The organism is Azospirillum sp. TSO5, assembly GCF_003116065.1.
Lineage (GTDB): Bacteria > Pseudomonadota > Alphaproteobacteria > Azospirillales > Azospirillaceae > Azospirillum.
In genome coordinates this window covers 29,564-43,305 of sequence record NZ_LGQY01000053.1, presented here as the reverse complement: position 1 = coordinate 43,305, position 13,742 = coordinate 29,564, and the positions used below count along the sequence as shown (strand labels likewise).

Here is a 13,742-nt window from a genome sequence, read left to right as displayed (position 1 = left end):
CCCGGGGGGGGGGGCCCCCCCCCGCCGCCACTCTTGCGGCGGGCGGGGAACCCTCATGACTTGCCGGATACGCCGTCACCGCCAATCTTGATCGGTGCAACGAACCGGAAAAGGCGGCCCGTCCCCATGCGATTGTCATCCCATTCCCGTCCCGCGTCCCCTGGTCGCGGGCGTCTGCTCGTGGTGACGCTGGCCGCCCTGGCCGGCCTGTCGGCCCTGTCGGCCTGCGCCGGGTTCGAGCCGGAATACCGCAAGCCGGGCGCCCAGCGCCTGACCGGGCCGGAGCTGTCGACGCTGCTGGGCGGCCACACGCTGAGCATCGTGAATGCACGCGGCAAGTCTTACTTGAACCGCTTTTCCAAGGACGGGTCGATCGTCATTTCCGGCGGCAAGGGCAACGAATACGGCCATTGGACGGTGTCGGACGACCGTTATTGCCTGACGCTGGAGATCGATCCGCGCCAGCAATGCATGGAGATCTACAAGCTTCCCGATGGCCGCTATCAGATGGTCAACGCCGACGGGTCGCTGCGCAACACCTTCACGGTGGATTGACGTCAGCCCGACTCGAGTGCGTTGACGGTCAGCCGCCCGGCCGGCCAGGAGCGGACGAGGCCGGCGGCGCGAAGCTCCGGCAGGACGGCGCCGACCTGCTCCGCCGACAGCCCGGTCGCCTCGACGATGGCGGGACAAGTCCGCGGCCCGCTCTCCAGTGCCGACAGAATTGCACCAGCGGGTGCGGGGAGAGCGTCGGCCGGGCGCGGCGGGGTGTGGCTGCGGGCGGCGGCGACCATGACCGCCAGCATGCGCAACTGGCCGAGTCGCTGCATCGCCTCCCCGCTCTGATCGTTCTGCAGGGACAATGCGGTGTGGCATCGGGCGGCGGTCCGGGCGAGGGCGGCAAGATCGTCGGTCCGATCGGCGACGACGGCAGCCACCGCTTCCTGGGCCAGCGTCTCCAGTTCCGCATCCGCGACCGCCCAATCCCCCCGCCCGACGGCGGCGAGCAGCTCGTCGCCCAGCGTCCGCAAGGCCGCTTCCAACGCGTTCATTCGCTCCCCTCCGGTTCCGGGTCGGGCAGGGCGGGCCAGTCGGCCGGCGTCCAGCGGGCGCAGGCATAGCCCGGCGCCGGATCGGCGAGCGGCAGGGTCAGGCAGGCGATGCGCGGCGCGCTGGCCTGGCTCGCCCGCGGCTGGAACAGCAGGGCGACGCCGCACGCCTCGATGATCTTGTCCTCTTCGCCGTTGGCGCGGCAATACCGGTTGAAGCGGTGCGACAGCGCCATGCTGTTGGCGACGATCACCCGGCAATAGCCGGCGCGCGACGAGGCTCCGCCCTCCTTCGCCTGCCAGCGTTCGGTGGTCAGTCCGCTGTCCATCACCGGGGTGACCAGCCAGTCCACCATCATGCCCGATGCGATCCAGGCGCTCGGCTCCGTCCGCCCCAGATCCTCGCAGATGGCGACGGCGAGCCGGCCGAGGTCGGGCAGCTCGAACAGGGTGAAGCGGTCGCCGGTCTCGATGTCCTCGCGCGCGCAGTCCAGCAGCCGGCCGTTGCGGTCGCGCAAATCGTAGGAGCGGCACTGGTCGCTGTCGAGGTCCCAGCAATGCAGCTTAGTCTGATCGGCGACCACCCGGCCGCAGCGGTCGAGCAGGATCGCGCGGTTGCGCGGCCGGCCCTCCACCTCCTTCACGCCGAGCAGGGTATAGCGGATCGGCCCGTCCACCGCCTGGGCACGCAGTGCCTGCCGGATCGCGGCCAGCGAGTCGGCATGGACCGAGACCTCCGGGAACAGCACGAAATTGGCGCCCTGCTCCGCCAGCCCGGCGATGGCGTCGGCGGCGCGGCGGCCAAGCTCGCGCGGGGCCGGGTCGTACCAGTCCTCGCCGTCGCGGCGGAACCGGCGGATGGCGAGGTCGTCCTCCGCCTCGGCCAGCGGGACGATGCCGACGACCGGCGTCCAGGCGGGGTCGCTCGGGTCCTGGTCGGACACCGCGGCGATGCGCCGGTACTCCACCGCGATGCGCCGTTTCGGATCGCCCTCGCGCTCCGCCTCGATGGTCAGGCTGGGCGGCACCGCCAGCAGGTTGGTGAACAGATCGACGGGATCGAACGCCTCCGGATCGGCGCCGGGTGAAAGGGCGCCAGGTGGTGCCGTCTCGCGGATGTTCATGGCGCGGGCGAGCAGGCCAGGCCGCAGGATCAGCTGCCCGTCGGCCGGATCGGCGTTGAACCGCCCGTCGCGGTTCAGGCGGCGGCGCGCCTCCAGCCGCTCGGCCGGAAGAGGGTCGTCGGCCCGATGGCGATAGCGGCAGGCCAGCGGCGCGAACCATGCGTCGATGGCCTGCGCCGCCGCCAGTGTCCGCTCGAGATCCGAACCGGCCCACTCCTCCAGCGCCCGGACACCGGACCGCAGGCGCTCCGCCGCCTTGTCGGCCAGCCGGCCGGCCCGGGCGTGGTCCGCCTCCAGCGTTCGAGCCAGATTGCGGACCTCGTCGCGGCGCTCCTGCAACCGGCGCCACAGGCTCATGAACAGGTCGGCCGGGTGCTGCATCGGTGTCAGGAGGTTGCGGCTTGGCCGGCCGCCGGCTGGAACTGCAGGATCTTCGGCGTCCGCATGTCTTCGGCGATGGGAGCGTCGCTGGCCGCACCGCGCATGGCGGAGACGGGGCGGGGGAAGCCGCTGCGGCCGCTGTAGTCCGGCACCGGCAGGCTGCGGTAATGGGCCTCCTCCTGGTGCAGCTTCTGGGCGCAGACGATGTCCACCGCCGTCGCCGCCAGCACGGCGCCGAAGGCGACCCCGGCATTCCCGGCGCGCGGATTGTCCCGCATCCCCTCCGCCAGCGTCGCCATGTCGACGGCGTCGCCGGCGATGCGGCTCCAGATCCAGGGCTTGGGATCGCCGAGAGCCAGCAGGCCGACGCCGGCGGTGATCTCCCGCACGCCATAGGCGCGGATCAGGTTGGTTTTGTCCTCCATCCCCATCCAGCGGGCGATGGTTCGGCCGGCCATCAACTCGGCGACGCCGAGGCCGATGCTGAACCAGCCCAGCCCGCGGGCGAGGTTGTCTCCGGCCGAGGAGCGGTTGTAATAGGCCATCTCTTCACCTCAGGGCTTGAGGACCACCTTGATGCAGCCGTCCCGCTTGTCGCGGAAGGTCTTGTACATCTCGGGGCCCTGATCGAGCGGAACGGTGTGGGTGATGACGAAGGACGGGTCGATCTGCCCTTCCTGGATCCGGTTCAGCAGATCGTCGGTCCAGCGGTTGACGTGGGTCTGGCCCATGCGCCAGGTCAGGCCCTTGTTCATCGCCATGCCGAAGGGCATCTTGTCGATCAGCCCGCCATAGACGCCGGGGATCGACAGCGTGCCGGCCGGGCGGCAGACATAGATCATCTCGCGCAGCACATGGGCGCGGTCCGATTCCAGCATCAGCGCCTGCTTGGCGCGGTCCATCATGCTGTCGAGCGTCGCGGTGGCGTGCGCCTCCATGCCGACGGCGTCGATGCATTTCTCCGGACCCTTGCCGCCGGTCAGCTCGTTCAGCCGCTCGACGACGCTCTCCTCCTCGAAATTGATGGTGATGGCGCCGCCGGCCTTGGCCATCGCCAGCCGTTCCGGCACGCGGTCGATGGCGATCACCTGTTTGGCGCCGAGCAGGACGGCGCTGCGGATCGTCATCTGCCCGACCGGGCCGCAGCCCCAGATCGCCACGGTGTCGGTCGGCTGGATGTCGCACTGGGCGGCGGCCTGCCAGCCGGTGGGGAAGATGTCGCCCAGGAACAGGACCTGTTCGTCCGTCAGCCCGCTGGGGACCTTGATGTGGGTGCGGTCGGCCATCGGCACCCGCACATATTCGGCCTGCCCGCCGGCATAGCCGCCGGTCAGGTGGGTGTAGCCGAACAGCCCGGCGGTGGTGTGGCCGAAGAGCTTGTCAGCCAATGCCTTGTTGCGGTTGGAGCGCTCGCAGACCGAATAGTTGCCGCGCTTGCACTGGTCGCATTCGCCGCACCAGATGGTGAAGGGCACCACCACCCGCTCGCCGACCTTCAGCGCGCTCCTGGCGTCGGATCCCACCTCCACCACCTCGCCCATGAATTCATGGCCGACGATGTCGCCCTTCTCCATGCCCGGCATGAAATTGTCGTGCAGGTGAAGGTCGGACCCGCAGATGGCGCAGGTCGTCACCTTGACGATGGCGTCGCGCGGATGCTCGATCTCCGGATCCGGGACCGTGTCGCAGCGGATGTCGTTGGCGCCATGCCAGACCAGTGCTCTCATCGATGTCTCCCCGACTCTTGCCTTCGTTTGGGTCGCGTTCAGCAACAGGACCGGCGGCCGGAGCGTTCCGGTGCCGTCCGGTCCTTTGTCGAAAGGCGATGGTCAGAGGATCAGTGCCTTTTCGCGGGCGACGCCGCCCGACATGATGGCGGTCTGGCCGTCGTCCAGGCTGTTGCGCAGGGCGGGGAAGTCGATCTCCTCCTCCTGCCGGATATGGCCGTCGACGATGCGTTTCAGGTCCAGCGCGACGGCGAGCCAGCGCGGATCGTCCTTCGGCGTCTGTTCCAGATCGAACAGGTGCATCTTCATCTCGGCATGCTCGCCGTAGAGATGTTTGGCGTCCTCCTCCTTCCGCGCCTGGTCGTGCAGCAGCGGATAGACGACGTCCTCCTCCGCCATGGCATGGGCGGCCAGCCGGCGCTTCAGGCGAAGCAGCAGCTGGGTGCGGCGGCCCGGCGCATCCATCGGGGTCTGCACCATCTCCACCAGCAGCGACTGGATGTGGCGATGGTCGTCGATCAGCGCGTCGATGCCGTCGCGGCCGGCGGCGTGGCGGGCGGTGCCGGCCAGCTGCGCCACCACCGGCGGCAGCAGCCGGCTCGCCACCAGCGCCAGCGCCGCCCCGCCGGCCATCATCGCCAGCCCGCGCGCCGACAGCCAGCCCGTATCGTCTCCGTGCGAATAGCCTGCTCCCGAATACCGTGCCATGGCGGGGCTCCTTCCTGCCGGTTGGGTGATCTGGCTCACCAACAGGCGCGCGAGCCCCGGCGTTCCGGCAGGCGTTCCGCTGACCGTCAGCGCGCGGGCAGGGGCGGAGCGGACGGTTGCCGCGCCGCCCGCGGCGTGTCCGCGGTCGTCACCAGCAGGTGGAGCAGCAGCAGGGCCGTGAAGAACAGGTAGGATTGCAGGACGTTGAGGGGGGTATCGGCAAGCTCGTTCAGGGGATGGAAGAAGTCGTTGCTCACGATCGCGAATCCGATGCCCAGCAGCAGCAGTTTGCCGAGACCGCGGCGCCGGTCCCGGGCGGCGAGGTCGATCAGGACGAACAGCAGATAGGCGCAGACCGGCAGCAGCACGCCGTAATGCGGGATCCAGGCGATCGGCGTGCCGATGGTGAAGCAGGTCCCGGCCACCAGGAAGGAGGCGATGGGCTGCCGCCGGTCGCCTCGATTGCCAGCCCCGTCCCGGATCCGCCACAGCAGGCCGAACAGAACGAACAGGATGCCGGAGACCAGAGTCGCGCCATGGACGAGCGCATTGTAGGCCGGGAAGGCGCTGCCCCGCCATTCGGCCTCGCCGTTGGTGTTCAACAGCAGGTTGGGACCGTTCTGCAGCAGGCGGTGCAGCAGCCCGTTCAAGGTCTGGTTGGCATAGTAGCTTTCGCCATGCTGGCCCAGGAACGACAACACGTCGAGGTAATGCAGCGACGGCCCGAAGCCGTAGAGGGCGCTGGCGGCGGCGAAGCCGGGAATCACCACCGCCGCCCAGCCGATGGCGAACCCCCATTCCCGGCGCAGCAGCGCCCAGATCAGGAACAGCGACATCTGCGGCTTGATCAGCGTCGATGCGCCGAGCAGCGCGCCGGCGAGCACCCGTTGGTCGCGCACGTAGAACAGGGTGGCGAAGACGAAGGCGGCGTTCAGCCACACCTGCATCTGGCCGACGGCGAAGGCCTTGACGATCGGAAAGAAGCACAGCGTCGCCACCGCGCCGAGTGCCGCGAGCGTCAGCCGGCTGACCCCGTTGCGCACGGTCTGGTCGAAGCCCATGCGCTCCGCCAGTTCGCGCATCAGCAGCGCCATGCCGCCGGCGGTGGCGACGACCATCAGGAGGTTGATCAGGGCATAGATCCGCAGATGGAGCAGGCCGAGCGCCGACATCGCCTCCAGAACCAGCAGCGAGGTCAGCGGATATTGGAACTTCACATGCTTGGTGAAGAAGATGGCGTCGTAGACGTTGCCTTGCCCATTGTCATGCAGCCAGGTGAAGGCCGTCATCATGGGTTCCCAGGAATCGAGCGGCAGGTGTTCCGGCGATTTGCCCAGGATCAGGAGCAGGACGTCCCAGACCGTGGTGTCGAGCCCGGCATCCAGAAAGGGCCTGAGAACGACGCCGAGCAGCGTGTCGACACTGAGAACGAACAGAAACGCGACGGACAGCATCCAGGCGGCGAAGCGGTGGTTGCCGATGACGCCAACCGCCGCACCGCCGCCATTGCTCAAGGGCCCATCCCCCAAGGGCCCATCCAATGATCCGTCTGCCGCGCTTGCGAATTCCTTCGAGTCCATCGGCGACCACTCCCTGGCGTTGTGCCCGGCTTCAACTGCCGGCAGGTCCGCGAAACTATGCCAGAGCACTGCGGATGGGGAATGTGCCCCGCCCGTGCCGGATGGGAGTAATGCCATTAAACGCCAGGCACCCGCGGCGGTAGCAAGCTACCCCGCCGCGGCGGCGCCGGCGCGTTCGGAGGAAGAAAGAAGGGGCGGGAAGCAGGGGCCTCGCGCGGAATCGCTCAGCCCGGCTTTCCCGCTTCGCGGTTGCGCGGCCGCTTGCCGGCGTCCTCCTTCGGGGTTGGCGGAGCGGCGTGCTGGTCGGGCAGGTCGCGGCGCTGGCCGGTGTCCTCGCCGACGGTGACGGTGGTCGACGGCCCGCCGCCGACGGTGTGCGGCAGGTCGTCGGCACTGCCGGTGCCGACCCCCATGCCCTGGCCGGCGCGGCCGGGGGTGACCGGGCCGCCGCCCTGGGCGCCCGGATTGGGGCTGTCGGCGTTGGAGATTTGGCGGTCCTGATCCTGATTCCTGGACTTGTCCATCTGGTTCTCCCGGTTTCGGTTGTCCTTCGGCCAACATCCCGTCCCGGCCGGAGTTCCGGCACGTGCCAGACGGGCAGGGACCGGAACACCCGCATGCCGCCACGGTTTCCTGTCGGCGGCGGTCACGGCGACCGCGGAATCATGGAGACAGCCGAACCGCCGCCGCAGACCACGGAGACACCATGTCGGCACAACGCCCGCCCACCTATCCGCCGCCCCAGGCCAGCGGTCTCAGCGCGGTGCTGGAGCGCAACATCCACGCATTGCAAGCCCGCCGCAAACGGGAGGAGGTGGAGGCGACGCTGCAGGACCGCATCGCCGATACCGTCACCCGCTTCACCGGCAGCATGCGCTTCGTTTATCTGCACCTGATCCTGTTCGGCGGATGGATCCTGATCAATCTGGGTTGGCTGCCCATCGTCAAGCCGTGGGATCCGTCCTTCGTCGTGCTGGCGATGATCGCGTCGGTGGAGGCGATCTTCCTCTCCACCTTCGTCCTCATCAGCCAGAACCGCATGGCCGCGGTGTCGGACAAGCGCGCCGACCTCGACCTGCAGATCAGCCTGCTGGCCGAGCATGAGGTGACGAAGCTGGTCACGCTGGTCTCCGCCATCGCCGGCCATCTGGGGGTGGAGACGGAGGTCGACGCCGAACTGGACGTCATCCGGCAGGATGTCGCCCCCGATGCCGTGCTGGATGAAATCGAAGCGACCCAGGCAAAGAACGAACAGGAGTGAATCGCCCGCCGCCGCCGGTCTTCCGGCAACCCGCCGTTGCCGAACGCATGGAGGTTATGCGTTTAGGGAATCCCTTGTTTCTGCTTGAATTATTGTTCTTGGGCCGGAAAGTATTCTAAGGTCAAACTCCCCACAATTTCGGGTCCGGCACAGGAGCCGTCCCGACAGAGACCAGCTTCAGGCCCCGGTGACCCGACGGTGATGGCGTCCTCTCACATAATCGTCGGTGGCGCCACCTGGTTCTACCTGTCGAGCCGGTACGGGATGACCTTCGACGCGGTCGCCTTCGGCGCGGCGATTCTGGGGGCGCTGGCGCCGGACATCGACCATCCGAAGTCGACGCTGGGGCAGATGGTCAAGCCGCTGTCCACCGCGATCTCCAACATCTTCGGTCATCGCGGCGTCACCCATTCGGCGCTGGCCATCGCCGGCTGCCTGTGGGTGCTGCACGAGCATGCCGCCTACCAGCGGCTGCTGATCCCCTTCATCGTCGGCTATCTCACCCATCTGGCCGGCGACCTGCTGACCCCGGCCGGCCTGCCGTTGCTGTGGCCGATCAAGCGGCGGCGCAATTTCGCTCTACCGATCCTGAAGACCGGCGGTTTTTCCGAACAATTGGCGGTGACGCTGATGGCGGGCTGGATGATCTCCGGCCTGTTCGCCAACGGATGGCCGGAATTCCCGCTGCAACGGCCCTGGCGCTCCGTCGTTGCAGCGGCACAGACCTATCTGGGGGAGAGCGGCATGGAGAAGGCCGCGCCGCCGATCCCCGTGCGCAAGCCGCCGGAAACCAGCCGCCCCAAGCCGCTGAAGGGCTGACTCCCGGCCGTTCGGGCGTTCCGCCCGCCATCCCATCGAATCTGCGAAAACAAGCCCGACGAGCTCTATGTATCGTCGGCAACATGGACGCATTGCCAACTTTTGTTCGGCAAAAACGAACGCGCCGGTCATGCAGCCCTGAAAACCGGCCGGATGTTCTGAGATTTCGTCCCGACGCTCGTAATTCATTCTGACAAACCGCCGTGGTTCAGAACTTTAGTCGGTAAAATGGCATAAATACCAGTTGGAAAGGATCCCGGAAAATCGGTTAGCCTGACAGGCATCGGATCGGCCTCCGCAACCCGTCGGACAGGTGCCGCTCCACGCCCCCCGACCAGAGCCAGCCACGCGATGAACCAGATGATCGACCCGAGCGCCGCCCCCGCCTCCGAGCCGTCCCTCTCCAGCGGAACCGGCCCCTTCGCCGCCTTCGCCCCCGTCGTTCGTCCGGCCAGCCCGCTGCGTCAGGCGATCACCGCCGCCTACCGCCGGCCGGAGCCGGACTGCGTGGCGTGGCTGGTCGATCAGGCGGCGCTGCCGGCCGAGGTGACCAATGCTGCGGCCCAGACCGCCCGCACGCTGATCGCCGCGCTGCGCGCCAAGCCGCAGGGGCGCGGGGTGGAGGGGCTGATCCACGAATACAGCCTGTCGAGCCAGGAAGGTGTGGCGCTGATGTGTCTGGCGGAGGCGCTGCTGCGCATCCCCGACCGCGCCACCCGCGACGCGCTGATCCGCGACAAGATCGCCGGCGGCGACTGGCGCGCCCATCTCGGCAACAGCCCCTCGCTGTTCGTCAACGCCGCGACCTGGGGGCTGCTGGTCACCGGCAAGGTCACGGGTGTGTTGGGGAACAGCTTCGGCGGCGAGCAGGCGCTGTCCTCGGCGCTGACCAAGCTGATCCTGCGTGGTGGCGAGCCGCTGATCCGTCGCGGTGTCGACATGGCCATGCGGATGATGGGCGAGCAGTTCGTCACCGGCCAGACCATCGACGAGGCGCTGTCCAACAGCCGCAAAATGGAGGCGGAAGGCTTCCGCTATTCCTACGACATGCTCGGCGAAGCGGCGACCACCGCCGCCGATGCCGACCGCTACTACGCCGATTACGAAACGGCGATCCACGCCATCGGCAAGGCCTCGGCCGGCCGCGGCATCTATGATGGCCCCGGCATCTCGATCAAGCTGTCGGCCCTGCACCCGCGCTATTCGCGCGCCCAGGCCGACCGCATGATGGCGGAACTGCTGCCGCGCGTCACCGAACTGGCCCGGCTGGCCCGCAGCTACGACATCGGCCTGAACATCGACGCCGAGGAGGCCGACCGGCTGGAGCTGTCGCTCGACCTGCTGGAAGCGCTGTGCTTCGATCCGGACCTAAAGGGCTGGAACGGCATCGGCTTCGTCGTCCAGGCCTATGGCAAGCGCTGCCCCTATGTCATCGACTTCGTCGTCGATCTGGCCCGGCGCAGCGGCCACCGGCTGATGGTCCGTCTGGTGAAGGGCGCCTATTGGGACAGCGAGATCAAGCGCGCCCAGGTCGACGGGCTGGAGGATTTCCCGGTCTATACCCGCAAGCTGCACACCGACGTGTCCTATGCCGCCTGCGCCCGCCGGCTGCTGTCGGCACCCGACGCGGTGTTCCCGCAGTTCGCCACCCACAACGCCCAGACGCTGGCGACCATCTACCAGATGGCCGCGCACCTGAACGGCGAGTTCAAGGTCGGCCAGTACGAGTTCCAGTGCCTGCATGGCATGGGCGAGCCTCTTTATAAGGAAGTGGTCGGCCCACTGAAGCGGCCCTGCCGCGTCTATGCCCCGGTCGGCACCCACGAGACCCTGCTGGCCTATCTGGTCCGTCGCCTGCTGGAGAACGGCGCCAACAGCTCCTTCGTCAACCGCATCGCCGACAAGAGCGTGTCGATCGACGATCTGGTCGCCGACCCGGTGGCGCTGGCCCGCGCCGCCCTGCCGGTGGGCGAAAAGAACCCGCTGATCGCCCTGCCCAAGGATCTCTACGGCGCGGAGCGGGCGAACTCCGCCGGTCTCGACCTGTCGAACGAGACCACGCTGGCCGACCTGTCCGCCGCGATGCGCGACAGCGCCGCCGTGACCTGGACCGCCGCCCCGCTGCTGGCGGATGGCGAGCGCCAAGGCAAGAGCCAGCCGGTGCTGAACCCGGCCGACCACCGCGACGTCGTTGGGACTTGCGTCGAGGCCGGCCCGGCCGACATCGCCGACGCCTTCCTGTTCGCCGAGGCCGCCGCCCCGGTCTGGGCCGCCACCCCGCCGGCCCAGCGCGCCGCCTGCCTGTTCCGCTCCGCCGACGAGATGCAGGCGCGCATGCCGACCCTGCTCGGCCTCATCATCCGCGAGGCCGGCAAGTCCACCGCCAACGCCATCGCCGAGGTGCGCGAGGCCATCGACTTCCTGCGCTATTACGGCGCCCGCGTCCGCGACGGCTTTGCCAACGACACCCACCTGCCGCTGGGCCCGGTGGTCTGCATCAGCCCGTGGAACTTCCCGCTCGCCATCTTCTCCGGTCAGGTCGCCGCGGCGCTGGCCGCCGGCAACCCGGTGCTGGCCAAGCCGGCGGAAGAAACCCCGCTGGTCGCGGCGGAGGCCGTGCGCATCCTCCACGCCGCCGGCGTTCCCGCCGGTGCGGTCCAGCTTCTGCCCGGCGCGGGCGAGGTCGGTGGCGCCCTGGTCGGCCATGCCGGCACCCGCGCGGTGATGTTCACCGGCTCCACCGACGTCGCCCGCCTGATCCAGCGCCAGCTGGCCGGGCGCCTGTCGCCGGACGGCGCGCCGATCCCGCTGATCGCTGAAACCGGTGGCCAGAACGCCATGATCGTCGACAGCTCCGCCCTGGCGGAGCAGGTGGTCGGCGACGTCATCGCATCGGCCTTCGACAGCGCCGGCCAGCGTTGCTCGGCCCTGCGCATCCTCTGCCTGCAGGAGGATGTCGCCGACCGCACGCTGACCATGCTGAAGGGCGCGATGCGCGAACTGCGCCTCGGCAGCCCCGATCGGCTGGCCATCGATGTCGGCCCGGTCATCACGGCGGAGGCGCGCGACGGCATCACCCGCCACATCGAGGCGATGCGGGCCAAGGGCCGCCGGGTGGAGTCGTTGCCGCTGCCGCCGGAGACCGCCAACGGCACCTTCGTCGCCCCGACCATCATCGAGATCGACAGCATCGCCGACCTGGAACGCGAGGTGTTCGGCCCGGTCCTGCATGTGCTGCGCTTCCGCCGCGATGATCTGGACCGGCTGGTCGACGCCATCAACGGCACCGGCTATGGCCTGACCTTCGGCCTGCACACCCGCATCGACGCCACCATCGACCGCGTGACCAGCCGGATCGAGGCCGGCAACCTGTACGTCAACCGCAACACCATCGGCGCGGTGGTCGGCGTACAGCCCTTCGGCGGCCATGGTCTGTCCGGCACCGGTCCGAAGGCCGGCGGCCCGCTGTACCTGTCCCGCCTGCTGTCCGTACGTCCGTCCCTGGAGCTGGGCATGCGCGGCAGCGACGCCGTACGTGCGTCGGCCCATGCTTTCGCCGACTGGTTGGCCGACCAGGGCAAGGCGGACATCGCCACCGACGTACGGACGCTGGCGAAGCGCTCCCCCGTCGGCGGCAGCGTCGAACTGGCCGGCCCGGTGGGTGAGCAGAACATCTACAGCCTGAACCCGCGCGGCCGCATCCTGCTGCTGCCACAGACGGAGGAGGGCCTGTACCGGCTGCTGGGCGCGGCGCTCGCCACCGGCAACGAGGTGGTGGTCGATGGCGACAGCGCCGTCACCGCCGGCCTGAAGGGTCTGCCGGCGGAGCTTGCCGCCCGTGTCCGCGTGAGCGCGAACTGGACCGGCTTCGGCCCGCTGGCCGGCGCGCTGGTGGAGGGTGACTCCGCCCGCCTGCTGGCCGCCAACCGCCGCATCGCCGAACTGCCCGGCCCCATTGTCCTGACCCAGGGCGTGCCCATGGGCGGCGAGGGTGTGGAGATCGCCTGGCTGATGAACGAGCGCTCCGTCAGCACCAACACCACCGCTGCCGGCGGCAATGCCAGCCTCGTGGCGATGAGCTGAGAGCGCGAAGGGGAAATCCCCCTCTCCCCCCCGGGGAGAGGGTCGGGGTGAGGGGGATGCATTGCGTGGATCTGGTGGGGAGTGGAGAGCGGGCGATTCTTGAAGATCCCCGCTGCGCACCCCCCTCACCCTAACCCTCTCCCCGGGGGGGAGAGGGGATTTCAGCAAGCGTCCGGCGCAGCCGGTCCGCCGTTTCGGCATTGGCCGGAAAGAACGCCTCGATCGCCAGTTCCGACAGCGTGACATCCACCGCCGTCCCGAAGACGGTCGTCGTGCTGAACAGGCTCAGCAAGCCAACGGACGTGTGCAGCCGCAGCGGCACCACCACATCGGGGTGGTGTCCGTCCACACCGCCATTATCCAAAAACGAGGCCGGCGCCGGATACCCCTGCAACTCGCTGCGCAGCGCCACCAGCACCGGATCGGCGCTCGCTTCGATCTGGCGGGTCAGGCGGGACAGCACATGTTCCCGCCACTGCGCCCAGTTGCCGATGCGGCCGGCCAGCCCGTCGGGATGCAGGCTGAGGCGCAGGACATTGACCGGCCCCGCCAGCAGTTCCGCCGACACCCCCTCCAGCAGCGGTGCCACCGCCCGGTTGGCCGCCAGCAGATTCCAGTGCCGGTCCACCGCCAGCGCCGGAAAGGGTTCGTGCCCGGTCAGCACCAGATCCACCGCCTTGCGCGCCGCTTCCATCGCCGGGTTGTCCAGGCTGTGTTCGCTGTAGACCGGGGCGAAGCCGGCGGCGACCAGCAGGGCGTTGCGGTCCCGCAGCGGCACGTCCAGCCGTTCCGCCAGATGGATCAGCATGCCGCGGCTCGGCTGGGACCGGCCGGTCTCCAGAAAGCTGACATGCCGGGTGGAGATGTCCGCCTCGCAGGCGAGATCGAGCTGGCTGAGGCCGCGCCGCTGCCGCCAGGAGCGCAGCAGGGCGCCGACCGGCGGACCCGCCGGTGCCCTGCCGTTGCGGCCGGCGGTCTGAGAGGTGCCATGGGGCATGGGACGTGCTCCG

The 13,742-nt window shown here is 69.0% G+C and carries 12 protein-coding genes; 4 read left to right on the top strand and 8 right to left on the bottom strand.

From position 1 onward, the window contains the following. Positions 1–183 precede the first annotated feature (183 nt). Entirely contained in the window at positions 184–555 is a 372-nt protein-coding gene (locus tag TSO5_RS15140) for a WD40 repeat domain-containing protein (protein ID WP_146203738.1), read from the top strand. A gap of 2 nt (positions 556–557) precedes the next feature. Here the strand turns inward: TSO5_RS15140 and TSO5_RS15135 are convergent, their stop codons facing one another. The 7 genes from TSO5_RS15135 to TSO5_RS15105 form a co-directional block, all read right to left on the bottom strand. Further along, on the bottom strand, positions 558–1,052 hold the full coding sequence (locus TSO5_RS15135) for a hypothetical protein (protein WP_109152333.1): 495 nt from the start codon (positions 1,050–1,052) through the stop codon (positions 558–560). Then, a complete protein-coding gene (locus TSO5_RS15130) occupies positions 1,049–2,554 on the bottom strand; it encodes a nitrilase-related carbon-nitrogen hydrolase (RefSeq protein WP_109152332.1) in 1,506 nt (501 codons plus the stop codon). The genes TSO5_RS15135 and TSO5_RS15130 overlap by 4 nt, the downstream gene beginning before the upstream one ends. Positions 2,555–2,559: 5 nt before the next feature. Beyond that, positions 2,560–3,099 (bottom strand): cyclase dehydrase, encoded by a 540-nt coding sequence (locus tag TSO5_RS15125; RefSeq protein WP_109152331.1) that lies wholly within the window; start codon positions 3,097–3,099, stop codon positions 2,560–2,562. 9 nt (positions 3,100–3,108) lie between these two features. After that, positions 3,109–4,281: a zinc-dependent alcohol dehydrogenase gene (locus TSO5_RS15120; RefSeq protein ID WP_109152330.1), complete on the bottom strand. Its 1,173-nt coding sequence runs from the start codon at positions 4,279–4,281 to the stop codon at positions 3,109–3,111. A gap of 102 nt (positions 4,282–4,383) precedes the next feature. Continuing rightward, complete coding sequence (locus TSO5_RS15115; RefSeq protein ID WP_109073613.1) at positions 4,384–4,989, bottom strand: hemerythrin domain-containing protein; 606 nt, start codon at positions 4,987–4,989, stop codon at positions 4,384–4,386. An 86-nt stretch (positions 4,990–5,075) separates the two neighbouring features. Continuing rightward, a complete protein-coding gene (locus TSO5_RS15110; RefSeq protein ID WP_247870776.1) occupies positions 5,076–6,503 on the bottom strand; it encodes a glycosyltransferase family 87 protein in 1,428 nt (475 codons plus the stop codon). A gap of 290 nt (positions 6,504–6,793) precedes the next feature. Continuing rightward, positions 6,794–7,093, bottom strand: a complete 300-nt coding sequence (locus TSO5_RS15105; protein ID WP_109152328.1) for a hypothetical protein — start codon at positions 7,091–7,093, stop codon at positions 6,794–6,796. 182 nt (positions 7,094–7,275) lie between these two features. On the opposite strand from TSO5_RS15105, the gene TSO5_RS15100 reads away from it, so the two are divergent. The 3 genes from TSO5_RS15100 (at position 7,276) to putA (ending at position 12,732) form a co-directional block, all read left to right on the top strand. Further along, positions 7,276–7,830 carry a DUF1003 domain-containing protein gene (locus TSO5_RS15100; protein WP_109152327.1) on the top strand — a complete coding sequence of 185 codons (555 nt, stop codon included), beginning with the start codon at positions 7,276–7,278 and terminating at the stop codon, positions 7,828–7,830. A 201-nt stretch (positions 7,831–8,031) separates the two neighbouring features. Then, a complete protein-coding gene (locus TSO5_RS15095) occupies positions 8,032–8,649 on the top strand; it encodes a metal-dependent hydrolase (RefSeq protein ID WP_109073610.1) in 618 nt (205 codons plus the stop codon). Between the two features lie 360 nt (positions 8,650–9,009). After that, complete coding sequence (gene putA, locus TSO5_RS15090; protein ID WP_247870775.1) at positions 9,010–12,732, top strand: trifunctional transcriptional regulator/proline dehydrogenase/L-glutamate gamma-semialdehyde dehydrogenase; 3,723 nt, start codon at positions 9,010–9,012, stop codon at positions 12,730–12,732. Positions 12,733–12,862: 130 nt separating this feature from the next. On the opposite strand, the gene TSO5_RS15085 is transcribed toward putA, so the two are convergent. Beyond that, positions 12,863–13,729, bottom strand: a complete 867-nt coding sequence (locus TSO5_RS15085) for a helix-turn-helix transcriptional regulator (RefSeq protein WP_109152325.1) — start codon at positions 13,727–13,729, stop codon at positions 12,863–12,865. Positions 13,730–13,742 lie beyond the last annotated feature (13 nt).